The organism is Paracoccus shanxieyensis (assembly GCF_009711265.1).
Lineage (GTDB): Bacteria > Pseudomonadota > Alphaproteobacteria > Rhodobacterales > Rhodobacteraceae > Paracoccus > Paracoccus shanxieyensis.
In genome coordinates this window covers 237968-264571 of the sequence record NZ_WMII01000002.1, presented here as the reverse complement: position 1 = coordinate 264571, position 26604 = coordinate 237968, and the positions used below count along the sequence as shown (strand labels likewise).

Annotated in this window: 29 protein-coding genes; 16 read left to right on the top strand and 13 right to left on the bottom strand. The window is 64.5% G+C overall.

The annotated features are described in order from the left end of the window. Positions 1 to 7: 7 nt before the first annotated feature. Positions 8 to 1144: an alkane 1-monooxygenase gene (locus GL284_RS03270; protein ID WP_155043209.1), complete on the top strand. Its 1137-nt coding sequence runs from the start codon at positions 8 to 10 to the stop codon at positions 1142 to 1144. On the opposite strand, the gene GL284_RS03265 is transcribed toward GL284_RS03270, so the two are convergent. From GL284_RS03265 to GL284_RS03240, 6 genes are all read right to left on the bottom strand, one after another. Continuing rightward, the gene (locus GL284_RS03265; RefSeq protein ID WP_155043208.1) at positions 1139 to 1915 is read right to left on the bottom strand and encodes a hypothetical protein; all 777 of its coding nucleotides are present in this window, start codon (positions 1913 to 1915) and stop codon (positions 1139 to 1141) included. The two genes, GL284_RS03270 and GL284_RS03265, sit on opposite strands and share 6 nt — an antisense overlap. After that, positions 1912 to 2961, bottom strand: coding sequence for a GSCFA domain-containing protein (locus GL284_RS03260; protein WP_155043207.1), 1050 nt, complete (start codon positions 2959 to 2961; stop codon positions 1912 to 1914). Before GL284_RS03260 ends, GL284_RS03265 begins: the two co-directional genes overlap by 4 nt. A 124-nt stretch (positions 2962 to 3085) precedes the next feature. Then, positions 3086 to 4216 (bottom strand): site-specific DNA-methyltransferase, encoded by a 1131-nt coding sequence (locus GL284_RS03255; protein WP_196216731.1) that lies wholly within the window; start codon positions 4214 to 4216, stop codon positions 3086 to 3088. Positions 4217 to 4307: 91 nt separating this feature from the next. Next, the gene (locus tag GL284_RS03250; protein WP_155043206.1) at positions 4308 to 4940 is read right to left on the bottom strand and encodes a ribonuclease HII; all 633 of its coding nucleotides are present in this window, start codon (positions 4938 to 4940) and stop codon (positions 4308 to 4310) included. Then, the gene (locus GL284_RS03245; RefSeq protein ID WP_155043205.1) at positions 4937 to 5416 is read right to left on the bottom strand and encodes an ureidoglycolate lyase; all 480 of its coding nucleotides are present in this window, start codon (positions 5414 to 5416) and stop codon (positions 4937 to 4939) included. Before GL284_RS03245 ends, GL284_RS03250 begins: the two co-directional genes overlap by 4 nt. Before the next feature lie 6 nt (positions 5417 to 5422). After that, on the bottom strand, positions 5423 to 6646 hold the full coding sequence (locus GL284_RS03240) for an MFS transporter (protein ID WP_155043204.1): 1224 nt from the start codon (positions 6644 to 6646) through the stop codon (positions 5423 to 5425). 288 nt (positions 6647 to 6934) lie between these two features. Between GL284_RS03240 and GL284_RS03235 the strand changes: the two genes are divergently transcribed. From GL284_RS03235 to GL284_RS03225, 3 genes are all read left to right on the top strand, one after another. Next, entirely contained in the window at positions 6935 to 7615 is a 681-nt protein-coding gene (locus GL284_RS03235) for a GntR family transcriptional regulator (RefSeq protein ID WP_230382957.1), read from the top strand. Positions 7616 to 7713: 98 nt separating this feature from the next. Continuing rightward, the gene (locus GL284_RS03230) at positions 7714 to 9345 is read left to right on the top strand and encodes a L,D-transpeptidase family protein (protein ID WP_230382956.1); all 1632 of its coding nucleotides are present in this window, start codon (positions 7714 to 7716) and stop codon (positions 9343 to 9345) included. Between the two features lies 1 nt (position 9346). Then, positions 9347 to 10186 (top strand): extensin-like domain-containing protein, encoded by an 840-nt coding sequence (locus GL284_RS03225; protein WP_155043202.1) that lies wholly within the window; start codon positions 9347 to 9349, stop codon positions 10184 to 10186. Here GL284_RS03225 and GL284_RS03220 read toward each other — a convergent pair whose 3' ends face one another. Together GL284_RS03220 and GL284_RS03215 are read right to left on the bottom strand one after the other, a co-directional pair. After that, positions 10187 to 10918, bottom strand: coding sequence for a Crp/Fnr family transcriptional regulator (locus GL284_RS03220; protein WP_155043201.1), 732 nt, complete (start codon positions 10916 to 10918; stop codon positions 10187 to 10189). Between the two features lie 125 nt (positions 10919 to 11043). Continuing rightward, positions 11044 to 12354 (bottom strand): FliI/YscN family ATPase, encoded by a 1311-nt coding sequence (locus GL284_RS03215; RefSeq protein WP_155043284.1) that lies wholly within the window; start codon positions 12352 to 12354, stop codon positions 11044 to 11046. Positions 12355 to 12460: 106 nt separating this feature from the next. Between GL284_RS03215 and GL284_RS03210 the strand changes: the two genes are divergently transcribed. From GL284_RS03210 to GL284_RS03160, 11 genes are all read left to right on the top strand, one after another. Next, positions 12461 to 12847, top strand: coding sequence for a FlgB family protein (locus tag GL284_RS03210; RefSeq protein ID WP_155043200.1), 387 nt, complete (start codon positions 12461 to 12463; stop codon positions 12845 to 12847). A 12-nt stretch (positions 12848 to 12859) separates the two neighbouring features. After that, positions 12860 to 13252, top strand: a complete 393-nt coding sequence (gene flgC, locus GL284_RS03205; RefSeq protein ID WP_155043199.1) for a flagellar basal body rod protein FlgC — start codon at positions 12860 to 12862, stop codon at positions 13250 to 13252. A gap of 16 nt (positions 13253 to 13268) precedes the next feature. Beyond that, positions 13269 to 13547: a flagellar hook-basal body complex protein FliE gene (gene fliE / locus GL284_RS03200; protein WP_155043198.1), complete on the top strand. Its 279-nt coding sequence runs from the start codon at positions 13269 to 13271 to the stop codon at positions 13545 to 13547. Further along, positions 13547 to 13813 carry a flagellar biosynthetic protein FliQ gene (locus GL284_RS03195; protein WP_155043197.1) on the top strand — a complete coding sequence of 89 codons (267 nt, stop codon included), beginning with the start codon at positions 13547 to 13549 and terminating at the stop codon, positions 13811 to 13813. The genes fliE and GL284_RS03195 overlap by 1 nt, the downstream gene beginning before the upstream one ends. Beyond that, complete coding sequence (locus GL284_RS03190; RefSeq protein ID WP_155043196.1) at positions 13814 to 14530, top strand: flagellar hook-basal body complex protein; 717 nt, start codon at positions 13814 to 13816, stop codon at positions 14528 to 14530. A 10-nt stretch (positions 14531 to 14540) separates the two neighbouring features. Next, positions 14541 to 15326, top strand: a complete 786-nt coding sequence (flgG, locus tag GL284_RS03185; RefSeq protein WP_155043195.1) for a flagellar basal-body rod protein FlgG — start codon at positions 14541 to 14543, stop codon at positions 15324 to 15326. Then, positions 15326 to 15742 carry a flagellar basal body P-ring formation chaperone FlgA gene (flgA, locus tag GL284_RS03180; RefSeq protein WP_155043194.1) on the top strand — a complete coding sequence of 139 codons (417 nt, stop codon included), beginning with the start codon at positions 15326 to 15328 and terminating at the stop codon, positions 15740 to 15742. The genes flgG and flgA overlap by 1 nt, the downstream gene beginning before the upstream one ends. Positions 15743 to 15751: 9 nt before the next feature. Continuing rightward, positions 15752 to 16486, top strand: a complete 735-nt coding sequence (flgH, locus tag GL284_RS03175; RefSeq protein ID WP_155043193.1) for a flagellar basal body L-ring protein FlgH — start codon at positions 15752 to 15754, stop codon at positions 16484 to 16486. A 15-nt stretch (positions 16487 to 16501) separates the two neighbouring features. Next, positions 16502 to 17044 (top strand): hypothetical protein, encoded by a 543-nt coding sequence (locus GL284_RS03170; RefSeq protein WP_155043192.1) that lies wholly within the window; start codon positions 16502 to 16504, stop codon positions 17042 to 17044. A 61-nt stretch (positions 17045 to 17105) separates the two neighbouring features. Further along, on the top strand, positions 17106 to 18041 hold the full coding sequence (locus tag GL284_RS03165) for a glycosyltransferase family 2 protein (RefSeq protein ID WP_155043191.1): 936 nt from the start codon (positions 17106 to 17108) through the stop codon (positions 18039 to 18041). A gap of 322 nt (positions 18042 to 18363) precedes the next feature. After that, the gene (locus GL284_RS03160; RefSeq protein WP_155043190.1) at positions 18364 to 18555 is read left to right on the top strand and encodes a hypothetical protein; all 192 of its coding nucleotides are present in this window, start codon (positions 18364 to 18366) and stop codon (positions 18553 to 18555) included. 416 nt (positions 18556 to 18971) lie between these two features. On the opposite strand, the gene rfbA is transcribed toward GL284_RS03160, so the two are convergent. From rfbA to rfbC, 4 genes are read right to left on the bottom strand one after another with little or no spacing between them, the layout of a single operon-like run. Next, complete coding sequence (rfbA, locus tag GL284_RS03155) at positions 18972 to 19865, bottom strand: glucose-1-phosphate thymidylyltransferase RfbA (protein ID WP_155043189.1); 894 nt, start codon at positions 19863 to 19865, stop codon at positions 18972 to 18974. After that, a complete protein-coding gene (rfbD, locus tag GL284_RS03150) occupies positions 19862 to 20713 on the bottom strand; it encodes a dTDP-4-dehydrorhamnose reductase (RefSeq protein ID WP_155043188.1) in 852 nt (283 codons plus the stop codon). Before rfbD ends, rfbA begins: the two co-directional genes overlap by 4 nt. Then, positions 20710 to 21747 (bottom strand): dTDP-glucose 4,6-dehydratase, encoded by a 1038-nt coding sequence (rfbB, locus tag GL284_RS03145; RefSeq protein WP_155043187.1) that lies wholly within the window; start codon positions 21745 to 21747, stop codon positions 20710 to 20712. The genes rfbD and rfbB overlap by 4 nt, the downstream gene beginning before the upstream one ends. Then, entirely contained in the window at positions 21744 to 22325 is a 582-nt protein-coding gene (rfbC, locus tag GL284_RS03140) for a dTDP-4-dehydrorhamnose 3,5-epimerase (protein ID WP_155043186.1), read from the bottom strand. Before rfbC ends, rfbB begins: the two co-directional genes overlap by 4 nt. A gap of 262 nt (positions 22326 to 22587) precedes the next feature. On the opposite strand from rfbC, the gene GL284_RS03135 reads away from it, so the two are divergent. Then, a complete protein-coding gene (locus GL284_RS03135; RefSeq protein ID WP_341870315.1) occupies positions 22588 to 25791 on the top strand; it encodes a calcium-binding protein in 3204 nt (1067 codons plus the stop codon). Here the strand turns inward: GL284_RS03135 and GL284_RS03130 are convergent. After that, entirely contained in the window at positions 25788 to 26540 is a 753-nt protein-coding gene (locus GL284_RS03130; RefSeq protein WP_155043185.1) for an ABC transporter permease, read from the bottom strand. The two genes, GL284_RS03135 and GL284_RS03130, sit on opposite strands and share 4 nt — an antisense overlap. Between the last annotated feature and the right edge of the window lie 64 nt (positions 26541 to 26604).

Below are 26604 nucleotides of genomic sequence, written 5' to 3'. Positions count from 1 at the left end.
TTGAGACATGACCGCTTCCTCTCGTCCCCGTATGATCGACGCGCTGCCCTTCTGGCTTTCGCTTGGGATGGTGCCGCTGGCCCTGATCGCCGCCCGCTTTGGCGGCTGGTGGTTCGTGCTGATGCCGGTCTATGCGTGGTATCTGATGACGGTGCTGGACAGCGTCCTGGGCCTGAACGAAGAAAACCCAGATACCGAAACGCCCGAGGCGCAGCTTTTCTGGTATCGCGCCATCACCATCCTGTGGTTTCCCATGCAGGCCGCGATGATCTTTGGCGGTATCTGGTGGGCGACACGCGGCGGGATGACCGGCTGGGAAAGCCTCGGTCTGTTCTTCGGCATCGGCGTCGCCTCGGGGACCATCGGCATCGTCTATGCCCATGAGCTTTTGCACCAGAAAAACCCGGTCGAGCGCTGGCTGGGCGATCTGCTGCTGGCCTCGACGCTGTATTCGCACTTTCGCACCGAACATCTGCTGGTGCATCATTCATGGGTGGCAACGCCCCGCGATGCGGTCTCGGCGCGCTATAACGAAGGGTTTTTCCGCTTCTTCCTGCGCGTTCTGGTCGATTGCCCGACCAGCGCCTGGCAGGCCGAGGCCAAGCGGCTGGCCCGCGCCAAGCGGTCGGTCTTCGACCGGCGCAACCCGTTCTGGCGCTACGCCGCGCTGCAACTGGGAATGCTGGCGCTGGCTTTGGCTTTGGGCGGCTGGTGGGGGCTGGGGCTGTTTCTGTGGCAGGCTTTCGTGGCCATCTGGCAGCTTGAGCTGACGAATTATGTCGAACATTACGGGCTGACCCGCAAGCATCTGGGCGATGGCCGCTATGAACATGTGCTGCCGCGCCACAGCTGGAACAGTTCGCATACCGCGACGAACTGGCTGCTGATCAATCTGCAGCGCCATTCCGACCATCATTACAAGCCCGACCGGCGCTTTCCGCTGCTGCAGACCTATTCCGCCGAGGAAGCGCCGCAATTGCCGATGGGCTATCCGGCGATGACCTTTCTGGCCATGGTGCCGCCCCTGTGGCGGCGGCGCATGAACCCGCGTGTGCGGGCATGGCGGCGGCAATTCTATCCCGAGATCGAGGATTGGAAGCCTTATAATCGCGGCGATCTGCCGATGCCGCGCAACGCGCTATAGCGCCCGCAGGATCTGATCGACCTGCAAGGCCCCATATGCGGCATTGGCGTGGCCGTGTTCGGCGACCTCATGCAAGACATCGCGGCGCGGGTTCATCCGCACCGAGCCGCGCATCCATTCCGGCGCGGAAAAGACCCCATCCGCAATGGTCTGGGCTGGCTGCGGCAGATGGATGGCATCGCCTCCCAGAACCCTGTGAAGCACCCGCAGATAGCGGTCGCGAAACGCCATGCCATCGCCGCGCGCCACCATCGCGACATAGCCCGCGAACCTTTGCGGATCGTCCCGGCAATCGGACGAGGGCAGAACCTGATCGATGAACAGGACCGGCCGCGCCGACAACCCGGCCAGCTTGCGCAAGATGCGCAGCGCAGGCGAAGCCTCGATCCGGTCGGCGATCAGCGCGTCGATCAGCCCCGAGGAGACAAGGCAGCAGTCCTGCCCCGCCGCGACCGATGGAAAATCGACGCTGCGATGGCGATCCTGCAAGGCCGACACCGCGTTGACCGACAGCCCGCCGATCAGCACGAACGCGTCATAGCCCGTCAGCGAAAAGCGGTCGGTCTGGTTGTAGAACCGCATCTTTTGCGCGATCTCGGCATTGGGCGGGTGCAGCGCGCCGTCTTGCAGGTCAAGATCGGCCAGCGTTTCGCCGGGCATGGCAAAGACATCGGGGCAAAAGCCCGGCCAGCGCTCGGGATCGTCACGCAGCGCAACGCGGCTGGCCGCCGTGTGCGAATTTCCCAGAATCAGCAGCTTGGGCGCGGTCATTTGCGGAATGCGTCCAGCAGGATTTCTTCGCAGACCACATCCTCGGCGGGGTCGGTCGAAGGTGCCACGGTCTGCGTTCTGGGCGCGGGCATCGCGGCCAGACCATAGGCGGCCAGAAATGTGCGCATCACCACATTCACCCCCTGTGCCGTCACCTCGCGCAGATTGGGCTGAAAGAACGCGCCGCGCGCGGCGGGATTGGTCACGATCTCATAGGACGGAAAATAATCCACATCCGCATGGGCCGCGGCGAATTCATCGGCCGCGGCGCGCAGCACGGATTTCGATCGTGTCGTCGCCGCCAGCACATGCCCGCCCGAGGCGGTCGCGGTCAGCGGCACCGGCGAGACGGTCAGGATGATGCGCATCTGCGGGCGGATCTGCTGCAGCAGGGTGCGGATCGCCGCCAGATCGGCCAGCACGTCGGAAACGCCAAGGTTCAGAAAGCCGTGCTGGCTGTCATCGAACCGGCCCGCGACCGTGCCGGGACAGGTCGGCCAGACCCGGCCCGTCTGGCGATGCGCCCATGTCTCGGTCAGACCCAGCGTAAAGATGAAATGCGAACAGCGCGAAAACAGCGACCGCACCGCCGCCAGATGGGCATGGCGCAGCGCGATGGCCTCGGCCAGCGATGACAGGCCCTCGGGTTCAACCGTGGGGCGCAGCGCGTCGTAAAAGCGACCGTCCTTTTCCCAGATGTCCTGCGCGTCCACATGATCCGCCAGCGCGTCCTGCACCAATTGCAGCAATTGCCGCGTGGTGTAGATATTGCCGTAACGCGCGGAATAGATGCGATAGCCGAAGCGCCGGGCAGTGGCGGCCATGCAGCCCGGCGGCGGCGGCTCGGCATCCAGCACCGTCATGCCCGCCTCGCGCAGCGCCCGCCCGACATGCTGGGCGAAACAACTGCCTGCGGTTGCAATGGCGGCATCGCGGGGCAGATCGAAGGCGGGGCGGAAGATGTCGACCAGCCCGTCATGGCCCGCCTCGGCCACGCCGCTGCGCCAAAAGGCGGTCTTTGGCAGATCAACATAGGGATGTGTCATGACCCGGATGATTTCACATTGAATTTCATATGAAAAGGCCCCGACCGGCAGAACCGGGCGGGGCAAGGCGGTCCCGGCCGCACCAGAGCTTGCGGAACTTCGGGACTTGGCGAACCGGAAAAACTCAGTTGGGGCGGCCTTCGTCGGCCTCCATCTCGGCGCGGATCTGCTGGCGCAGAATGTCGATGGGGACCATCCGCCCCTCGCGCCGGAAATGCCAGTAGGTCCAGCCGTTGCAGCTGGGCGCGCCTTCCAGCGCCGCCCCGACCTGATGGATCGAGCCCTTCACGTCATTGCCGATCAGGCTGCCATCGGCGCGCACCTTGGCCTTGTGGCGGTTGTTCATGGAATACAGCTCTTCGCCGGGGCGCAACATGCCGCGTTCGATGACCTGACCAAAGGGCACGCGGGGTTCGGCGCGCTTGGGCTTGATCGTCGCGATGGCTTCGCTGTCGAATTTGCGCACGCGGCTCAGCCGTTTCTCGGCGACCTCGCGATAGGCGGCCTCGCGTTCGATACCGATGAAGTCGCGGCCCAGCATCTTGGCGACCGCGCCGGTGGTGCCGGTGCCGAAGAACGGGTCCAGCACCACGTCGCCGGGATTGGTCGAGCCGACGATGATCCGGTGCAGCAGCGATTCCGGCTTTTGCGTCGGATGCGCCTTTGCACCCTCGGCATCCTTCAGCCGCTCGCCGCCGGTGCAGATCGGCAGCACCCAGTCCGAGCGCATCTGCACGCCTTCGTTCAGCGATTTCAGCGCCTCATAGTTGAAGGTGTATTTCGCCGCCTCGGATTTGCTGGCCCAGATCATGGTTTCATGGGCATTCGTCAGGCGCTTGCCGCGAAAGTTCGGCATCGGATTCGACTTGCGCCACACCACATCGTTCAGGATCCAGAAGCCCTGATTTTGCAGCTCGGCACCCACGCGGAAAATGTTGTGATACGAGCCGATCACCCAGATCGCGCCATCGGGTTTCAGGATCCGGCGCGCCGCAGCCATCCATTCGCGGGTGAATTTGTCATAGGCCGCAAAGCCGGAAAACTGGTCCCAATGATCGTCCACCGCATCGACACGGCTGTTATCGGGGCGGTGCAATTCGCCCTTCAGCTGCAGATTATAGGGCGGGTCGGCAAAAATCAGATCGACGCTGTTTTCGGGCAGCGCGTTCATGACCTCGATGCAGTCACCGGCCAGGATCTGGTTAAGCGGAAGCGGTCGCGCAGCCGCGCGGGATTTCATGTCGGATCTGGTCATCACTGCCTCGGGGATTTTCGGCTGTTTGGTCGCCGATTTGATTGCCCCAATGATGATTCAGAGCCGAATCGCCGTCAATTTCTTTATTGAATCAACAGCTTGCTGTTTGGGGTTTACACAAGATATTGTGGACCGGCGCAAAGCTGCGCCTATGATATGGGGTTATCCCCAGATCTAGAAGCGCGCGCTTATGCGCGGGCGTCGGGTAACCTGCGTTAACGTCCCAGCCATATCCGGGATGCTGTTGCGCCAAATCCACCATGATCCGGTCGCGCACCATCTTGGCGATGATCGAGGCCGCGGCGATGGACAGGCTGCGCGCATCGCCCTTGACGACCGCCTGCCCCGGCAGGTCCAGATCGCGCGGCAGCATATTGCCGTCGATCAGCACATGGCAGGGCCGCTGGCGCAGCCCGGCAATGGCGCGGCACATCGCCAGATGCGAGGCGCGCAGGATGTTCAGGCTGTCGATCTCTTCGACGCTGGCGTGACCTATGGCCCAGTCGCAACTGGCCATGATCTGATCGGCCAGCGCAGTGCGGCGCAGGGCGGTCAGCTTCTTTGAATCGTTCAGCCCCTGCGGGACACAGGACAGGTCGATAATCACCGCCGCCGCCGTCACGGGACCGGCCAGCGGGCCGCGCCCCACCTCATCCACACCTGCGACAAAGCGGGCGCCGGACAGGATCGCGGCCTCCTCGAAGCTGTAATCGGGGCCGGTCATGCGGTGATCGTCACCGGGGCGATGGTGACTTCCTCAAGGTTCACGCCGCCACCTTCGCGGTCGACGACAAGGAAATCGGCGGCACGGTCCAGAGGCGTCAGAACGCCGTGCCAGACGCCCGCGTGCAGGTTCACCCCGACACCCGCCGGCACGATGAAGGCCAGCGGCGCGCCGGGCTTGCCGCCCGCATCAGGCGCCACGACCGAGAGCCACGGATCCGGCCCCAGCGGCACAAAGGCCTGCGAGCCCAGCGGATGCCGCTCAAGCAGCGCGCAGTCATAGGGCAGGCTGACCGGTTGCGACCGAAAGATCGAAATGATCGCCTCGCCGTCGAACCGCTGCACGGTGGCCAGCGCGTGATGCCGTTCGCAGCGGCCCGCATTGATCATCTTCGTCGGCGCGTCGCGCGGCTGCAGGACCTCGCCAAAGGGCGCGAATTCCGTGGCCGAGATCGGCCTTGCCTTGATCGTCATCATGTCCCCTCAGACCCGGTTCATGCGGGGCAGGAAAATCGTCAAAAGCCCCATCAACGGCAGATAGGAACAGATCTGATAGACGAATTCGATCCCCTTCGCATCGGCGACGACCCCCAGCACGGCGGCGGCGATGCCGCCCATGCCGAAGGCAAAGCCGAAGAAGATGCCGGCGATCAGCCCGGTCCGGCCCGGCACCAGCTCTTGCGCAAAGACCACGATGGCCGGGAAGGCCGAGGCCAGGATCAGCCCGATCACCACCACCAGCACGCCCGTCGTCGCAAGCCCCGCATAGGGCAGCGCCAGCGTAAAGGGCAGGATCCCAAGGATCGAGAACCAGATCACTTTCAGCGGCCCCACCTTGTCGCCAAGCAGCCCGCCCAGCATGACGCCCCCCGCCATGCCGCCAAGGAACAAAAACAGCATCAGCTGCGCCTGCTGCGTCGTCAGGGCGAATTTCTCGATCAGGAAGAAGGTGAAATAGCTTGAGATGCTGGCGGTGTAGATGTTCTTGGTGAAGGTCAGCAGCGCCAGAATGACGATGGCCGCGATGACGCGGTTGCGCGGCAGCTTCAGCGCGGTGCTGGCGCTGGGACCGCCCGATTTGCGCCGCCCCTCGGCCCATGCGCCGATGCGCCACAGCATCCACGACCCGACCATCGCCATCACCGAAAACAGCGCGATCGAGGGCCGCCCCAGCGGCACGACGATAAAGGCGGCCAGCAGCGGCCCAAGCGAGGTGCCGAAATTCCCGCCCATCTGAAAGATCGACTGCGCCGTGCCGAAGCGCCCGCCCGATGCCACCCGCGCCACGCGCGAGCTTTCAGGGTGAAACACCGCCGAGCCGATTCCGATCAGCATCGCTCCGATCAGCAGCACCCAGTATTCATGCGCCAAGGCCAGCATCAGGACGCCCACCACCGTCGTCCCCATGCCAAAGGCCAGCGATTTCGGCATCGGGTTTTTGTCCGTGACCGCCCCGACGACCGGCTGCAGCAACGAGGCCGTCACCTGAAAGGCGAAGGTCATCAGACCGATCTGCCAATATGACAACGAGAATTCCTGCTGCAGCAGCGGATAAATCGCCGCAAGCATGGATTGCATCACATCATTGATCATGTGGCACAGGCTGATCGCGATCAGGACAGTCCATGCCGTTGTCGAAGGGTTGCCCCCCCGGAATGCGGTTGCATCCGACACTTGCACACCTCTTGGCAGAATGGCCGCGACCATCTGCCCCACCGGGCAGATTGTCAACTCGGCAGGCGGATTGCTGCATAAACGCAGGAATGTCCTTGCCTTCATCGTCAGAAGGTCGCAGAAAATGAACTTAGTGGTTTAATATGTCCATGGCCTGTTCGGCTGCGGAGCTTGCGCCCTTTGGTGCCCGGTCCGCTTGCATTCCCCGCCCGAGCAGATTTTCAGCATTCTTTTCAGACCATTTCAGGTTTCATGTCCCTTATTTCTCCGACCTCCGTGCCATCAAGCAATGTGTCCGGCATCGCGCCCAAGCGAAAGGGCATGACGTGGCAGTCCGTTCAGGACATCGTTCTGTCCCGCATTCAGGACGGCACATGGCCCGAGGGTGAACTGATCCCCACCGAATGCGATCTGGCAGTCGAACTGGGCTGCGCCCGCGCGACCGTCAACCGTGCCATGCAGGCGCTGGCCGAAACCGGGGTGATCGAACGCCGCCGCAAGGTCGGCACGCGGGTTGCCGATCACCCGCGCGTGCAGCTTGTCCGTTCGCTTCTGCGGCGCGAGCTGGAGGCGGCGGGTCACGTCTATGGCTACCGCTATCTGTCATCCGCCGAGGTCACGCCGCCGGCGGATGTGGCGCGCAACATGCTGGTGCGCAATTCGGAAACGCTGCTGTTCAACCGCGGTGTGTTCTTGTCGGATGGCGCGCCCTATTGCTGCGAGGAACGCTGGACCAACACCTATGCCGCCCCCGGCCTGAACGCCGAGACGCTGGCCAAGACCAGCGCCTGCGAATGGCTTCTGGGTCATGTGCCGCTGAACCGCGCGACCATCTCGATCGGCGTGTGCAGCGCCGAGGCGGAATTCATCGGTGCGGCCTTGGGCATTGCGGCGGATGAACCCGTGCTGCAGCTTGAACGGCTGGAATGGCTGAACAACATGCCGGTGTCGCTGTCGCGCCGTTACTTCCCGTCAAGCCACCGCTTTGAAGGCGAGATGTAGGCGTTCTCAAGCCGATTTGTTCTGCCTGCGCTTGCGTTGCTGCCCCGCGCGGGGCAAAATTGGAACAAACTTATAATAAGCAACGCAAGACCACGAGCATGTCCCAGAGCAGATTTTTCGACGGCGCGATTCCGCGCCTTCTGTTGATATCGGCTGCGCTTGGCCTGCCTGCAGGCATGGCACTGGCCCAGACAGCCCCGCAACCGCGTCCGCCCGCCCGCGCGGCGGCGGTGACGGCGACATTGCCCGTGCAGGCGGCGGCCGATCCGGCAGCGGCGGTGACGGCTGTAGGGACCACGCCTTCGACCCTGCCGCATCAGCCCGTGGCCAACCGCGCGCCCGGCTCGATCTCTCCGGCCGAGATCGAGACCGCGACCTATCAGGGCGGCGATCTGCCGCCCGGTCAGTCGGCGCTGACGGCCAAGGTGCAGATCCTGCTGGACCGCTCGGGCATCTCGCCGGGCGTGGTCGATGGCTGGCGCGGCGGCATGAGCGAAAGCGCCATCAAGGCGTTCCAACGCCGCGCGGGCCTGCCGATGACCGGCCAGATGGATTTCGTGGTCTGGGATCTGCTGCATGGCTATGAGGCCGAGGCGCTGACCATGTCCTATACCATCACCGAGGAGGACGCGCAGGGGCTGGTGGACAATATCCCCGCCGATTACGCGCTGAAAGCAGCGATGACCTCGCAGGGTTACACCAGCATTCTGGAGAAGCTGGCCGAACGCTTTCATATGGATGACAAGTTTCTGGCCAAGCTGAACCCCGGACTGGAGTTCACGCCGGGGACGACGATCGTGGTGACGAAGCCCGCCAAACCCATCCGCGCCACCGTCACCCGCATCATCGTGGACAAAGAGACCCGCCGCGTCGCCGCCTATGACGCAAGGGGCAATATGGTCGCGGATTACCCGGCGACCGTGGGCTCATCGGATACGCCCTCGCCGCATGGGACGCATGTGGTCAATGCGGTGGCGCTGAACCCGACCTATACCTATAACCCCAAGCGGAATTTCAAGCAGGGCGAAAACGACCGCGTTCTGGTGGTTCCCCCCGGCCCGAACGGCCCTGTCGGCAATGTCTGGATCGACCTGTCCGAACCGACCTACGGCATCCACGGAACGGCCACCCCGTCGCGCCTGTTCGTGAACCAGTCGCATGGCTGCGTGCGCCTGACGAATTGGGACGCCTATGAACTGGCGCATATGGTCAAGGCCAAGGTCACCACGGTCGAGTTTCTGGACCCCGGCGTCAGCATCGCGGATGTCACGCAGCATCAGGCCGCCCCCGTGGCGGCGCAGGTGCTGGCACAGGACGTGATATCCTCGGGCCGCCCGCCGATCCGCTCGGCCGGGGTGCTGGCCCGCGCGGCGGTCGAAACCCTGCCCGCCGAGGCCGGCGCGGCCACCAGCGCCGCCGCAATCGCCGTCACCCCCGATCTTGCTGCGGTTCCGGCGACCGATGCGGCAGCGGCACAGGCTCCGATGCCGGATGCGGCCCCCGCACCGACCGCCGAAACCCTGCCTACCCCCGGCCCGGCGCCGGAAGGTGAAACGCTGAGCGAGGCACTGGCCCGGGCCGAGGCGCTTGCCGATGAGATGATCGCGCAACAGGCGCAGGAACCGCAGGCGGCAACCGCAGCACCGGCGGCGGATGAGCCTGAATATCCCTCGGACATGCCGGTGACATCGCAACCGCTGCCACCCGCCCCAACTGCGTCAGGACAATAGGATGCGGCTGATCGGGTTTCTGTTTCTGATGGCATGTGCAGGCGCAGCCTCTGCGCAGGACGCGGGTCCACCCGCCCCCCGCCCGATGCAGCCCGAACGCCCGGATCTGCGGCCCGAACAGGCAGCCGCGCCGCAGGAACCGCCTGCCGCAGCGGCTTTGCCCGCGCCACCGCCCGGCCTGTCGACGACGCCTCCGCTGGGCTATTCGCCGACCGATCCGGCCGAACCCGCGCCGCAGCAGCCGCTGGCGCCCCCGATCCATCAGGCCCTGCGCGAGGATGACTTCACCTTTTCCGCCTGCCTGCTGGATCTCAGCCTCATGGGTGCCGATTACATCGTCGAAGCGCCGCTGACCGATCCCGAGCACCGCGATTGCGGCATCGACCGTCCGATCATGCTGCGCGCCCCGCTGCCCGGAGTGCAGATCAACGGCGGTGCCTTGATGCGGTGCGAAACGGCGTGGCATCTGGCGCATTGGCTGCGCGATTCCGTGCGGCCCGCGCTTTCGATGCTGCCGGGCCAGCCGCGGCTTTCGGGCATCCAGCCGGGGTCCACCTATCAATGCCGCGTGACGGTGGGCGACAAGGGCGAAAACCTGTCGGAACACGCCTTTGGCAATGCGTTCGATGTCTCGGCCCTGACCTTCAGCGATGGCAGCCAGTTTGTCATCGAACCGCGCGACGGCAAGGGCGATATGGCCGAGGCGGTTCAGGCCGCGATCCGCGGCGCGGCCTGTCTGCATTTCACCACGGTGCTGGGCCCCGGCGCGAATGCCGCGCATGACGACCACCTGCATCTGGACATCAAGGCGCGCGACAGCGGCTGGCGGCTGTGCCAGTGATCAGCGCCGCACCTTGTCCAGCTCCAGATAATGCGGATCGAATCGCGCGATCCGCACCAGCCCGGCCCAATCCAGAATCCTGACCTCTTGCCCGGTCCAGCGGATCAGCCGCCCGTCGCGCAGATCGCGGACCGCGCGGTTGATGTGGATGGGGGTATAGCCCAGAATATCGGCCAGCTCTTTTTGCAGCAGCGGCATGGTGAAGGTATAGTCCTGCGCCGCCCCCACGGTCATCAGCCGCGTATACACCTCGCACAGCAGATGCGCCAAATGCCCGCTGGACCGCAATGAGGCCGCCGCGACCAGCCATTGCCGGTGGATCGCCGCGTCGATCACGGTGGACATCCACAGCAGGCGGGTCAGATGCGGAAAATTCTCGGTAATCTCGCGCAGTTCGTCATGCTCGACAAACTCGACCTCGGAGGCGCCCATCGAGACGACTTCATGTTCCAGCCCGGCCAGCACGAAACCGTGCAGATCGACGAAATCGCCCGGCACATGCAGCGCGGTGATCACCCGGTCGCCCGGACGGTCGGCCAGATGATGCTGCCGCGCCGCCATGCCCCGCAGCATCATGCAGCTGCGCGACGCCATCCGGCCTTCGGGGACGATGACCTCGCCGGGTTGGAACGCGACATGCGTGGTCGGAATCGCCCGCAGCCGCGAGATGTCGCGTTCGCTGAGTTGATCCCGGCGCTGCAAATAGCGGACAAAATACTCGGTTATGGCCATATTGCTCCCCGGCTCGACCGCAGGAGATTGTCAACTCGTCTTGCCGTGTGCAATGTCCCACGATGCCGTTTTAACATTCATCAATCTGGCATATTTCCCTGAAATGAAAAGACCTTTCTGAAAACTCACCTGCCCCCCTGCCCGGCCAGCGCCTCGGCAAGGAACTGAAATGACTGGCGGGCATCATCGCTTTTTCGTGAAAAGAACGCATCCAGCGCCGGATTGATCCGCACCGCCTCATCCAGCTTGGGATCGGTCCCCGCCGCATAAAGGCCCGCCCGCACCATCAGTTCCGATTCGGCATAGATGCCCAGCATGGCGCGGGCGCGGGCGATCAGCGCGTTTTCCGACAGGCTTGCGGCATGTGGCAGCGACCGCGACACCGACCGCAGCACATCGACAGCCGGGAAGCGACCGCGTTCGGCAATGGCGCGGTCCAGCACGACATGGCCGTCCAGCGTGCCGCGGAGGATGTCGGCGACCGGCTCCTCCATATCGGACCCGGCGACCAGCACGCTGAAAATCGCGGTGATATCGCCCGAGCCCTGCGGACCCGGCCCCGACCTTTCCGCCAGCGACATGATCAATTGCGAGGTCGAGGGCGGAAACCCGCGATAGCTTGCGGCCTCACCTGCGGACAGCGCGATTTCGCGATGGGCTTCGGCAAAGCGGGTGATCGAATCGGCCAAAAACAGCACATGCTTGCCCTGATCGCGGAAATGCTCGGCCACGGTCATGGCAGCCCACGCGCAGCGACGCCGCATCAGAGGCGACTGATCCGAGGTGGCGGCGATCACGACGGCGCGCGCAAGCCCTTCGTCACCCAGGGTTTCTTCGACGAATTCGCGCAATTCGCGGCCACGTTCGCCGATCAGGCCGATCACGACGACATCTGCCGAAACGCCTTTTGCCAGCATCGACAGCAGCGTGGATTTGCCCACGCCCGAGCCCGCGAACAGCCCCATCCGCTGACCGCGCACCAAAGGCAGCAGCGTGTCGAAGACGGCAAGCCCGGTATCCAGCCGCGCGCCCAGCCGGTTGCGGCTTGCGGCGGGCGGTGGCGGGCTGCGAAAGGCACGCGCGCGCGGACCGGCGGCCAAGGGGCGGCCATCCAGCGGCTGCCCCAGCGGGTCGATGATTCGGCCGATCCACGAATCGGCGGGCGCCAGACGGGGCGCGAAAAGCAGCTCGGCCTCGGTGCCCTGCGACATGCCTTCGGGCGGACCTTCGGGCAAGACATGCACAAAGCCCGCCTCCAGCGAGACGACTTCACCCGCCAAAGACGCGCCATAAGGCATTGAAAATGAGACGCGATCCCCGACCGAGGCATGGTGTCCCAACCCGGCCAGCCGGATCGTCCCCGCCTGAATCGCCTGCACGCTGCCGAAATATCGCGACATGCCCATATGCCTGATCCTTTGGGCGGTGGCCTGCATCCTGTCCATCTGCCTCTCCGATTTTTTCGCCGCAAACGGGCGCTGTGAAGGGTTTCTAAACCTATTGGAGTTAAGACCGGGTTTATCGAAGTCAGGAGAAGCCTGGATGTTTGACCGGATCGAAACGCTGCGCATGGCCAGTTCGATGACTGCCCATGCCACTGAACGGCAAAAGCTGATCGCGCAGAATGTGGCGAACGCCGACACGCCCGGCTTCCGGGCCCGCGATCTTGCACGATTTTCCGAAACCTACCGCTCGGGCGTCGCGGTCGAGATGCGCGCGACGCGGCCCAGCCATGTCACGGGCGTCAGCTGGGGCGGCGCAGGCCGTCCCAAGGATCTGGCCAGCGAACCCGCGCCCAATGGCAACACCGTTTCGCTTGAGGATGAGATGATCCGGATCGCGCAGGCCAAGCGCGAATTCGATCTGTCGCTGGCGGTCACACGCTCATCGCTGTCGATGATCCGCACCAGTCTTGGCCGTCGGGCATAAGGGGGCAGCACCATGACCGATCAGCTTTCAGCCGTTGAAATCTCCGCCTCGGGGATGCGGGCGCAGGCCAACAGGCTGCGACATGTGTCCGAAAACATCGCCAATGTCGACACGCCCGGCTATCGCCGCAAGCTTGTCTCGTTCGAGGAGCAGGTGGATTTCGGCCGCGCCAATGGCGGGGTCGAGGCCAGTCCGACCCGGCTGGACCGCCGTGAACTGCCCCGCATCTATGAGCCGTCTAACCCGATGGCCGATGACAGTGGCTATTACGACGGCTCGAACGTCGACCTGGTGGTCGAGGTCGCCGATGCCCGCGAGGCAGGCCGCAGCTATGAGGCCAACCTGCGCGTCTTTGAACAATCCCGGCAGATGGGCAGCGCGCTGCTTGACCTGATCCGCCGCTAAAACAGGGAGAACCCCGATGATTAGCCCGACCCTTGCCGCCACCGCCTATGACCGCGCCCGCCCTGCGGTCGCACCCGCCGAGGGCCTGCCCGCAGGCGCCAGCCGCGCCGCGACCGATTTTGCCCGCGTAATGGAGCAGGTGGACATTCAGGCCACCGGCGCCATGACCGGCGCCACCGACACGCATCAGCTTGTGCAAAGCATCGCTCAGGCCGAGGTCGCGCTGGAAACCGCCGTCGCCATTCGCGACAAGGTGGTCGAGGCGTATCAGGAAATCCTGCGGATGCCGGTCTGATGGATCAGAACCTGATCTTTGACCTGACGCGACAGGCGCTGTGGATCGCCGTACGCATGTCGGCCCCGCTGCTGGCCGTGGCGCTGGTCATCGGCGTGGTCATCGGCCTGTTTCAGGCGCTGACCTCGGTTCAAGAGATGACGCTGACCTTCGTGCCGAAGATCGGGGTGATGCTGGTCGTGTTCTGGGTCAGCATGAGCTTCATGACCGCGACGCTGGCCGGCTTCTTCACCGACCAGATCATTCCGCAGATCGTGGGGCAATAGATGGATAACGCGATCTATGCCTCGCTGACGCGGCAATCCGGTCTGATGAACGAAATGCGTGCCATCGCCAACAATATGGCGAACGCGAACACCACCGGGTTTCGCCGGGAAGGCGTGATCTTTTCCGAATACATGGTGCCCTTGGGCAATCACGGCGACACGCTGGCCATGGCCAATATCCGCGGGCGCATGGTCGATCTGGAACCGGGCGGCATCACCCAGACCAACGGCACCTATGATCTGGCGATCGAGGGCGACGGCTTCTTCATGGTGCAGACCCCGCAGGGCAACCGCCTGACCCGCGCCGGGGCCTTCATGACCAATGCCGAGGGCGAACTGATCAACCCGGACGGCTATCAGGTGCTGGACGACGGGCAGGCTCCGATCGTGGTGCCCCCCGGCAGCGGCAGCATCGGCATCGGCCCCGACGGCACGGTCTCGGCAGACGGTCAGCCGCTGGGCCGCGTCGGGGTGTTCGCCAATCCCGACCCGTCGGATCTGCGCCATGTCGCTGGCACGCTTTTTGAAGCCGGCGACGGCATCGAGCCCTTGGAAGATGCCCGCGTCCGCCAGGGCTTCGTCGAGGAATCCAACGTCAATCCCGTGACCGAGATCGCCCGCATGATCGAGGTCCAGCGCGCCTATGAACTGGGCCAGTCCTTTCTGGATCAGGAAGACCAGCGCATCCGGCAGGCCATAACCTCGCTCACGCGATAAAGGATCACGCATGAAAGCCCTTCAGATCGCCGCCACCGGCATGAGCGCACAGCAGATGCGCGTCGAGGTCATCTCGAACAACCTCGCGAACATGTCGACCACGGGATACAACCCGCGCCGCGCCGAATTTGCCGACCTGCAATATCAGCAGGCCACACGCCCCGGCACGCTGACCGCCACCAACGGCGCGATGGTGCCGGCGGGTGTGCAGCTTGGCCTTGGGGTACGCCCCGCCGCCGTTACCGTCATGCTGGGCCAGGGCAGCCCGGTGCAGACCGGAGGCGATCTGGACATCGCGATCGAAGGAAACGGCTATCTGGAGGTCCAGATGCCCGCCGGAAACTCGGCTTACACGCGCGACGGCAGCCTGAAACGCTCGGCCGAGGGGCAGATCGTTACCTCCGAGGGCTATCCGCTGGTTCCCGACATCACCATCCCGCAAGAGGCCCGCAGCATCGCGATCAGCCCCGCGGGCGAGGTGATGGCGTTTTTCGCCGATCAGGTCGAACCCGAAAACCTTGGCCAGATCACGCTGGCGAATTTCGTCAACGAAAAGGGCCTTGAGGCGACCGGCGGCAATCTGTTTCTGGAAACCACCGCCTCGGGTCTGCCGCTTGTCGCCGCCCCCGGCGAGGAGGGCCTGGGCACCTTGCGCGCAGGCTATCTGGAGGAAAGCGCCGTCGACCCCGTGCGCGAGATCACCGAGCTTATCAAGGCGCAGCGCGGTTATGAGCTGAATTCGAAGGTCATCACCGCCGCCGACCAGATGCTGGGTGCCACGGTGCAGGTGCGCTGATGCGGGTCGTTCTGGCGCTTCTTGCCCTGTCTGCCCCGCCTGCGCAGGCCGATTCCGTCGTGGCCACCCGAACGCTCAGCGCCGGCATGGTGATCCTGCCGCAAGATGTCCGCATGGACCCCGGTCAGCAAGGCGGCATCGGCGATCTGGATCAGGTTGTGGGCCAGCAATTGCAGGTCATGGTCGCCGAAGGCCGCCCGGTGCAGCCGCGCCATGTCGCATCGCCCAAGCTGGTCGATCGCAACCAGATCGTCACCATCATCTTTGAACGCGGCGCCCTGCGCATCGAAGCCGAGGGCCGCGCCATGGCGGCGGGCAGTGTCGGAGAGATGGTGCGCGTGCTCAACAACAGCTCACGGGTCACGGTCGTGGGGCGCGTTGCGCCCGACGGCTCGGTGATCGTGGCGCAGAACTAGGAAAATCACATGCGACAGAATGCGCAGCTTCTTCTGGCCTGCGGGCTTCTGGCAATCGGCGTCTCGGCCTGCGGGCGCGTCAGTCAGGTCGGACGCACGCCTCAGATGACCGAGGCCGCCACTAGCGCCGAATATGAGGCAATGACCGCGCCGGTCATTCCCGAACTGCCGGCGCGGCCGGACAGCGCCGCATCGCTGTGGTCGGTGTCGCAGAATTCGCTGGTTGCGGATCGCCGCGCCTCGAACCGGGGCGACATCCTGACCGTGGTGATCGAGATCAACGATCAGGCCTCGATCCAGAACAGCTCGGGGCGCAGCCGCAGTTCTTCGGACAAGGTCAGCATCCCGGCGATGGCAGGTCTGTCGCAGCGTATCGATGAGATCCTGCCCGAAGGCGCCAGCATGGACGAACTGGCCGAAGCCAAGGGATCGTCGACCTTCAAGGGCAGCGGCAATATCAGTCGCAAGGACAAGATCACCCTGAGGGTCGCGGCGACCGTGATCGAGCGGCTACCGAACGGCGTCCTGCGCATCGAAGGCTCGCAAGAGGTGCGCGTGAACTATGAGATCCGCGTGCTGACCGTCAGCGGCTTTGTCCGCCCCTCGGATATCGGGCGACGCAACGAAATCGCCTATGACCGCATCGCGGGTGCCCGGATCGCCTATGGCGGGCGGGGCCAGATCAGCGATGTGCAGCAGCCGCGCTATGGCCAGCAGGTGGCCGATATTCTTTTGCCCTACTGACAGGGGACGCCCAAGATGAAGAAGATCCTGATGCTTGTGCTGCCCCTGCTGGCCTTTCTGGGCGGCGCTGTCGGCGGCGATATGCTGGGCAGCGGCAAGGCCGACGCCAAGACCGATGGCCACGAAAAGGCCGACGGCCATGCCGAGGCCGAAAAGCCCGAGGCCGCGCATGACGCGAAAGCCGAAGACGAAGCCCCCGCGCATGAGCCAGCCAAGCCCGAGGGCGAGGCCGCGGCCCAGGACTGGTTCAAGTTCCCAAACCAGTTCTTCGTGCCGGTGATGCGCAATGGCAGGACGGACGCGGTCATGGTGCTGTCCCTGACGCTGGAAATCCCGGGCGACGCCCGCCCTCGCATCGAGGCGCAAGAGCATCGCCTGCGTGATGCCCTGCTGAACGGGCTGATGATCGAGGCCAATACCGGCGCGTTCGACGGCAATTTCACCGCAGAACCCAGTCAGGACCGGCTGCGCAAGGCCTTGCTGGCCGCAGCCCGGACCGCCAGCGGCCCGGATATCAACCGTGTTCTGATCGAGGATATCGCCCGGCAAGAGCAATAACTGGCGCAGGGGCACCGGATTGCGATAGGTCAGGATCGACCTGCTGCATAAAGGACGTGCCTTGCGCCCCCTGATCACCATCATCATGGCGACCCGCAATGGTGCGGATTACCTGCCGACACAACTGGACAGCATTCTGGGGCAAAGCTTCCCGGACTGGCAGTTGATCGTATCCGATGACGGCTCGACCGACGCGACCCGGCAGATCGTGGCGCGCTATGCGGACCAGCTGGGCGATGGGCGCATCCGGCTGACCGACGGTCCTTGTCAGGGGGCGACAGCGAATTTTCTGCAACTGCTGGAAAAGGTCGAGGGCGACAGCTGGTTTGCCTATTGCGATCAGGACGATCTGTGGCAGCCCGACAAGCTGGCCCGCGCGGTCGCACATCTGTCGCAACGGACGGGACCCGCGGTCTATGCCGCGCGCACCACGATCTGCGACCATGACTTGCATCCGCTTGCGCCTGCGCCGCATTTTCCGGGACCGTTCGGCTTGCGCAATGCGCTGATACAGGCCTGCCTGCCAGGCAATACCACGGTCGCGAACGCCGCAGCCTTGCGGCTGTTGCAGCGCGGAATCGTTGCCGCGACGCAGGCAAAGATCGTTTCGCATGACTGGTGGACCTATCAGCTGCTTGCCGGAGCAGGTGCGGACATCTTTCGCGACAAGGCTCAGGTCGTGCTGTATCGGCAGCACTCTGCCAATGTCATGGGGCGCAACGATACCACGCGCGCGCGCGCCGCGCGGTTCGGGATGCTGTTCGACGGGCAATTCGCGGGGTGGCTGGCGCAGAACCAAGCGGCGCTGGAGCCTGTCTCGCATCTGTTTACCGCAGAAAATCAACGGCTTTTGCGGCAGTTCGGCTGTTTTCTGGATGCCTCGGGTCCACGCGCCGCGATGCTGATGCTGCGGATGGGGCTTTACCGACAGACGCGCAGCGGCACACTTGCGGTCAACGCGGCGGCGCTGGCCGGGCGATTGCGGCGGTCGAACTGACGCGCGGCTGTTCAGCAGGCGTTGCGACGGGCAGGTTGCGGGCTGGCCCAGAACCAAACGGCGCAGAAGCCGATCTCGCATTTGTTCGCCGCAGAATTTCATCTGCCTTTACGGCAGTTCGACGGTTTTCTGGATGCCTCGGGTCCACCCGTCGCGATGCTGATGCTGCGGATGGGGCTTTACCGACAGACGCGCAGTCGCACACTTGCGGTCAACGCGGCGGCGCTGACGGGGCGATTGCGGCGGTCGAACTGACGCGCGGCTGTTCAGCAGGCGTTGCGACGGGCAGGTTGCGGGCTGGCTGGCGCAGAACCAAGCGGCGTTGGAGCCTGTCTCGCATCTGTTCACCGCAGAAAATCAGCCGCTTTTGCGGCAGTTCGGCGGTTTGCTTGATGCGGCGGGCCTGCGCGCCGCGATGCTGATGCTGCGGATGGGGCTTTACCGACAGACGCGCAGTGGCACGCTTGCGGTCGGCGCGGCGGCGCTGGCTGGGCGGTTGCGGCGGTCGACCTGACGGGCGTGTTAGCTAGGCACGACAGGCACGACAGGCACGACAGGCACGACAGGCACGACAGGCACGACAGGCACGACAAATCCGTCGCCCATGGCGGCGCAAGATTAAAAAAACGCATCGCGTCCGGGCGTTTCAGCGGCACGACGGGCCAAGCGAGCCACAGCGCCAGATCCACCAACAGCCTGCGGGGTCGCGCCGATCCTTAACGATCTGTGCAAAACCGACGCGTCCTGTCGATCGCCAAGCGAAGCTCCGTCAAGCAACTCACTGCCGGACAACGCACCCCATGGCAGCCACACAAATGCCGCAACCCGACCAGCGCGCGCCTTTCTTAGAAACCGCGTAGCCGCCGCTTCCACCCGCGCCGCCAGCACAGAAAACTTAGCGCGCCAACGCCACGGACCGCCCCGGACGCGTCAGCCCAGCAGGCGCATCAGATAGCGGCCATAGTCGTTCTTGGCGAATTTCTTCGCGCGCTCGGCCAGTTGCGCCGCGTCGATCCAGCCTTGATCGAACGCGATCTCATCGGGGCAGCCGGTCTGCAGGCCCTGCCGCTGCTCAAGCGTGCGCACGAAATTGCCCGCGTCCAGCAGGCTGGCATGGGTGCCGGTATCCAGCCACGCAAAGCCGCGGCCCATGCGCTCGACCGACAGGCTGCCGTCATGCAGATAGGTTTCCAGCAGCGTGGTGATCTCAAGCTCGCCCCGGTCCGAGGGCTGGACGCTGCGCGCCCGCTGGGGGGCCGTGCCATCAAGGAAATACAGCCCCGTCACCGCGTAATCCGACGGCGGCACCGGCGGCTTTTCGATGATCGAACTGACCTGCCCCTCGGCATCGAAGGCCACGACGCCATAGCGTTCGGGGTCGGCAACGCGGTAGCCAAAGACCGTGCCGCCTTGCGCCTTGGCATCCGCCGCCCCAAGCAGCAGGGGCAGGCCGTGGCCGAAAAAGATGTTGTCGCCCAGCACCATGGCCGAGGGCGCGCCGGCCAGAAACTCCTCAGCCAGAATATAGGCCTGCGCCAGCCCGTCAGGCGACGGCTGCACGATATATTCAAAGCGCAGGCCCCACTGGCTGCCATCGTCCAGCAGGCGGCGGAACTGTTCCTGATCCTCGGGCGTGGTGATGATCGCGATCTCGCGGATCCCGGCCAGCATCAGCACCGAAATCGGGTAATAGATCATCGGCTTGTCATAGATCGGCAGAAGCTGCTTCGACACGCCCATGGTGATCGGATAAAGCCGCGTGCCGGAGCCGCCCGCCAGAATGATGCCCTTGCGCCCGCTTGCCGTGGTCTTGCCTTCGGTCATGTCTGAAGCTCCGTCACTACATCCGTCAGGGCCGCGCGCCAATCCGGGCGGCTGATACCAAAATCGCGGGCGATGGCCGTGCAATCAAGCCGCGAATTGCCCGGCCGTTTCGCCGGAGTGGGATAGTCGCTGGTGGCGATGTCGCCGACCTGACAGGCAAGGTCCGCCTGCGCCATGATCTGCCGCGCAAAGCCCGCCCATGTCGTGTCGGGCGCGCCCGCGAAATGATAGACGCCGCCCTTGGCCGACCCATCGCGCAACGCGGCGGTCATGGTCAGGCAAGCGGCGGCGATGTCGGCAGCCGGGGTCGGTCCGCCATGCTGATCGGCGACCACGTTCAGCGTGTCGCGCTGGCCACCCAGCCGCATCATGGTCTTGACGAAATTCGCACCATGCGCCGAAAACACCCATGAGGTGCGCAGGACCGCCCATGTGCCGCCTGCTGCTGCGATCCCCTGCTCGGCTGCCAGTTTCGTCGCGCCATAGACCCCCAGCGGGCCGGTGGCGTCGCTTTCGACCCAAGGCCGGTCGCCCGAGCCGTCAAAGACATAATCGGTCGAGATCTGCACAAACGGGATCCCCAGCTCGGCGCAGGCCCGCGCCATGGCAACGGGCGCATCGGTATTGACGGCGCGGGCCAGATCCGGCTCGGATTCCGCGCGGTCGACGGCGGTATAGGCGGCGGCGTTGATGACCGCATCGGGGGCGGCGTCACGGATGGCTGCGGCACAGGCGGCAGGGTCGGACAGATCGGCCTGATCGCGGCCCAGAAACACCGCATCGGGGGCCTGCCGCGCCAGTTCGGTCGCCACCTGCCCCGTGCGCCCAAAGACCAGAAGTCCGCTCATGCCGTGCCCAGCCGCTGACCCACGCCCTGCCGGGCCAGCAGCGGCTGCCACCAGTCCTGATTGTCCAGATACCATTCGACGGTGCGCGCCAGCCCCTCCTCGACCGTGACCGAGGGACGCCAGCCCAGTTCCTCGCGGATACGGGTCGGGTCGATGGCGTAACGGCGGTCATGGCCGGGCCGGTCGGTGACGAAGGTGATCAGCTTGTCATGCGGCGCGTTTTCGGGGCGCAGGCGGTCCATATGCGCGCAGATCGTGCGCACCAGATCGATGTTTTTCGCCTCATTCTCGCCGCCGATATTGTAGCTGCGGCCCAGTTCGCCCTTTTCCAGCACCAGCAGCAGGGCATCGGCATGATCTTCGACATACAGCCAGTCGCGGACATTGCCGCCATCGCCATAGACTGGGATGGGACGGCCATGCAGCGCGTTCAGGATGACGACCGGCACCAGCTTTTCGGGGAAGTGGAACGGCCCGTAATTGTTGGAACAATTGGTCAGCACCACCGGCAGGCCATAGGTTTCGTGCCAGGCGCGCACCAGATGGTCCGATGCCGCCTTCGAGGCGGAATAGGGGCTGCGGGGATCATAGGGGGTGTCTTCGGTGAACTGCCCGGTTTCCCCGAGCGAGCCGAAGACCTCATCGGTCGAGATGTGGTGAAGGCGGAAGCCTTCGGGGCGGCCCTCAGCGGTCCAATAGGCGCGCGCGGCCTCCAGCAGGTTATAGGTGCCGGTGATGTTCGTCTCGATGAAATCGCCCGGCCCGTCGATGGATCTGTCGACATGGCTTTCGGCGGCCAGATGCATGATCGCATCGGGCTTGTGCGTGGCCAGCACCCGGTCCAGCGCGGCACGGTCGCGCAGATCGGCCTGCTCAAAGGCGTAAAGCGGGCTGTTCGACACCGACGCCACGTTTTCCAGATTGGCGGCATAGGTCAGCGCGTCAAGGCTGACCACCTCATGTCCGCGGCGCACCGCCAGCCGAACCACGGCGGATCCGATGAACCCCGCCCCTCCGGTCACAAGAATCTTCATGCGCGCGCCTCATATGCAAAAGGGCCTTCGTAAACAAACGGGCTGTCAAAATCCGCCAGCGCCGGAGCGATGCTGTCCTTGGCGGACAGAAGCGGCTGATCCGTCATGCCCCAGTCGATGCCGATGCTGTTCCATGCGACCGCGCCATCGCAATCGGGCGCGTAATGATCGGTGCATTTGTAGCAAATTTCCGTATCCGCTTCGCGCGTGACGAAGCCATGCAGAAAACCGGCCGGGATCCACAGCTGACGACCGTTTTCAAAGGACAGTTCTTCGCCGACCCATTGGCCATAGGTCGGGCTGCCCTTGCGGATATCGACGGCGACATCGAAAAGCCTGCCGCGACCGCAGCGCACCAGCTTGCCCTGCGCATGGGGCGGGGACTGGAAATGCAGCCCGCGCAAGGTGCCGACGCTGGCCGAGACGGAATGGTTATCCTGAACGAATTCAGGCAGATCCAGACCCGCGTCCAGCAGGGTCTTGCGGTTCCAGCTTTCCGAGAAGAACCCGCGCGCATCGCCATGCCGTTTGGGCACCAGAACCAACACTCCGGGAAGCGTCGTTTTTTCAATCTGCATCGGTATTTTCCGCCTGTCGCCACATGCCGCTCGGGTATGGACGATGTTCCAGCCTCGCACAAGTCACCAGCCGGAACGCCCCGAAATTCTGTGAAAGAAGATACTAAAATGCTTGGCGAAACGGCTTGGACAGCAGGCCGGATTAAAGGCTTTGTTAAACCGCCGAGGGCTAGCTTTCGGGCATATTCTGATCCCTTCGGGCAATGGAGCCATGGTCACCTATCGGCACGTCGCAACATATCTGGGGAGCGAGGCGACGTTCGTGACCAATATCACGGACCTGCGCGCCACGCAGACCTCGGGCGGATATACGCTTTACAGCGTGACCCATATCGGCGGCGGTATGGCCAGCTACCGCATTGCTGCGGCCGATCAGCCCATCGAGATGACATCGGCCCGCGCATGGGGGCCGCAGGTGGGCTATCTGGACCGGCCTGCGGTGGCGTTGGTCAATGCGGGCGGCGGCACGGCGATCTTTGGCACGGGGCTGTCGAACTCGATCGGCAGCGGCGCGATGCTGGATGCCTCGGGCGGGCTGGACAGCGCCGCGGCCTTTGGCGGCATGGGCGGGCTGGGACGCGACGTGAAGCTGATGGGCAGTTTCACCACCCCGCAGGGCGAGTTCATCTTTTCCGCCCGCGACAACCGCCCCACGTTCGAGACGTGGCGCGTCAATGCCGATGGCAGCATCAGCGCGGTGGCGAAATCCGATCTGCCCTGGGGGTTGGGGATCCCCGGAACGCAGATCGACGACATGAAGACCGTGGCCATCGGCGACCGGACCTTCATGCTCAGCACGTCGGCGCAGGGGAATTATCTGGCGATTCAGGGGGTGAATGGCGACGGCACCCTGGGCGCGGCGCGGCTGCTGTGGGCCGATCGCGGGCTGGGGCTGAACGCGCCCAGCCATATCGCCACCGTGACGGTGATGGGCGTGACCTATCTGGTCGTCGCCTCGGCCCAAAGTTCGTCGCTGACGACGCTGCGCGTGACCTATGGTGGCACGCTGGAGCCTGCGGACCACATCATCGACGAGCTTGGCACAAGGTTCCGCGGCGCCTCGGCGCTGGATGCCGTGATGCTGGACGGGCGCGCCTTCATCTTTGCGGGCGGCGCGGATGACGGGATCTCGGTCTTTACCATCATGCCCGACGGCCACCTTCTGCACCTTGCCACGCTGATCGACGCAGATGACCGCGCGATGGCGGATGTGTCGTCGATCTCGGCGGTGGTGATCGACGGGCGCATCGCGGTCTTCGTCGCCTCGCGCACGGAACGCGGCGTGACGCAATTCGTCTTTGAACCGGGACAGATCGGGCAGACGACGGTGACGGGCAGCGGTCGCGTGACCGGCACATCTGGCGCGGACATGCTGCGTGCGGGCAGCCAGACGACCACGCTGATCGGCGGCGACGGCGACGACATCCTGATCGCGGGCAGCACGCAGGTCACGATGACGGGCGGTGAGGGCAGCGACCTGTTCGTCGCGGCCGAGGTGAATGGCCGCATCGTCATCACCGATTTCGAGCCGGGCAAGGACCGGTTGGACCTGTCCGGGCTGGGCATGATCCGCAGCATGTCGCAACTGGTCTTCAGCCCGCAAAGCGACGGCATCAAGATCTTTTTCGGCAATTCAGTGGTCTGGATCCGGACCCGCGACGGATCGGGGCTGCAGGCGAATTTCTTTGACAACTCGTTGTTTCCGATCGCGCATTACGACCCGCCCGACATGCGCAGCAATATCATGGGCACGCCGCGCAACGACACGCTGACCGCCGGGCGCTATGGCTCGAACATGTATGGGCTGGCGGGCAACGACCTGATGCAGGGCGGTGACGGCAATGACATGATGCAGGGCGGCGACGGCAATGACTGGCTGAACGGCTATGCGGGCGACGACCAGTTGTCGGGCAATAACGGCGACGACGTGATCCGGGGCGGCGCGGGAAATGACGTGATCCGCGGCGGCAACGGCAATGACACGCTGTATGGCGGCGACGGCACCGACACGATTCAGGGCGAGGCCGGGGACGACCGCATCTATGGCGAACGCGGCGATGACTTCATCGTCGATCAGTTGGGCAACAACGCGATCTGGGCGGGCTTCGGCAATGACCGCATCATCACCGGGCCGGGGCATGACACGATCTTCGGGCAGGATGGCGATGACAACATCAACTCGGCCGGGGGCAATGACCGCATCTGGGGCGGGCCCGGCAATGACACGATCAACGCGGGCGCGGGCGACGATCTGGTTTATGGCGACGCGGGCGATGACCTGATCTATGGCGGCGACGGCAATGACCACCTGTCGGGCGATGACGGCAACGACACGCTGGCGGGCCATGGCGGCAATGACTGGCTGGGCGGCGGCGCGGGCAATGACCTGCTGATCGGCGGGCCGGGCCATGACACGCTGATCGGCGGCGCGGGCAATGACGTGCTGAACGGAGAGGCGGGCAATGACCGCCTGCTGGGCGGCGACGGACATGACACGCTGTCCGGCGGCGATGGCGACGACGTGCTGATGGGCGAAGATGGCAATGACATGCTGGATGGCGGCGCGGGCCACGATCAATTGTCGGGTGGCGCGGGCAATGACACGCTTTGGGGTCAGGCGGGCAATGACGCGCTGTATGGGCAGGATGGCGACGATCTGCTGTCCGGGGGCGACGGCAACGACACTCTGGTCGGTCAGGCGGGCAACGACACGATCTGGGGCGGCGCGGGCAACGACCGGATGGAAGGCCATGATGGCGACGATGTTCTGATGGGCGAGGCGGGCAACGATTTCATGATCGGCGGCCTGGGCAATGACACGCTGATGGGCGGCGACGGCGACGATCTGCTGCGGGGCAGTGAAGGCGATGACCTGCTGTCGGGCAATGGTGGCAACGACACGCTGGAGGGCGGGGCGGGCAAGGACACGCTATGGGGCGGCGGCGGCTTCGATCTGCTGGTCGGCGGCGAGGGTGACGACCTGATCTATGGCGGCGACGGCGGCGATACACTGGATGGCGGCACCGGCAGCGACACCCTGTTCGGAGACGCTGGCAACGATCTGCTGACCGATCTTTACGGCAATAACATCCTGTCGGGCGGTGCGGGCAATGACACGCTGATCGGCGGTGGCGGCAATGACACGCTGCAGGGCGGCAGCGGCAGCGACCGGCTGCAGGGCGGCGCGGGCTGGGATGTGTTCGTCTTTACCAACCCCGACGATTTCGACCGCAGCACCGATACCATCGTCGATTTTCAGGGCGGGCAGGATCTGATGGACTTCCGGGGATTGGGCTTAAGCTTCATCGGACAGGACGCATTCTCGGGCGCGCCGCAGCTCCGCAGCTATTGGACGGCAGAAACCGGGCGGATGCTGGAAATCGACCTGAATGGCGACGGTGTGACCGATCTGGCCGTTTCGCTGGGGTCGATTCTGGCGATCACCGCAGGCGATCTGCTGCTTTAACGCTCTAACAGATCGCGGGCGTTGCGCGACAGCAACAGCAGCCCGAACAGCAGCACGACCACCGCCGTGCCAAAGACGAAGGCCGGTTCGATGAAATTGGCCTGATAGGTCGGGTAAACCCCGCGCCGAAGCTGCGAAATGCAGTGCAGCACCGGGTTATACCAAAGCACGTTCTGCGCCATCGGCGGCATCATGTCATACAGAAAGAAGATCCCCGACATCAGAAACAGCGGCCGCGTCAGGATGCCCCATGCCCGTTCCCAGACCGGAAAGGCCGTGAACAGGTAACAGTTCAGCGTCCCCACCCCGACGGCAAAGGCGATAATCATCAGGATCGCCTCGAAGATCTCGGCCAGATTAACCACCGGAGGCAGTTGATACAGAAAGAAGATCCCGCCGATGACGACGGTCATGACCACGATATGTGTCAATGCGTTAAGCAGCACCCGCGCCAGCATCGCATCCAGATATGTCACGCTGGGATAGGCCAGAAATGGCCGGGAATAGCGGATGGATTGCGCCACCTTGGACGACAGGTCCAGAAACATCGTGAAGGGCAGAAATCCCGTGGCATAGAACAGCGGGAAGTTGCTGCCCAGGCCGGGCCGTGTCAGCGCCATGCTGAACACCACCGACAACAGCACGACGCCCAGCACCGGCTCAAGAATCGCCCAGATATAGCCCCCTGCGGAACGGCCATAGGTCGTGGCCATCTCGCGCAGCATCAGCGCCACCAGAATGCGGGGCATGCGGAAGCGTGGCCCCTTGGTATGGGGCCGCTGCGGCAACGGGGATTGGGGCGTTATCTCGGAC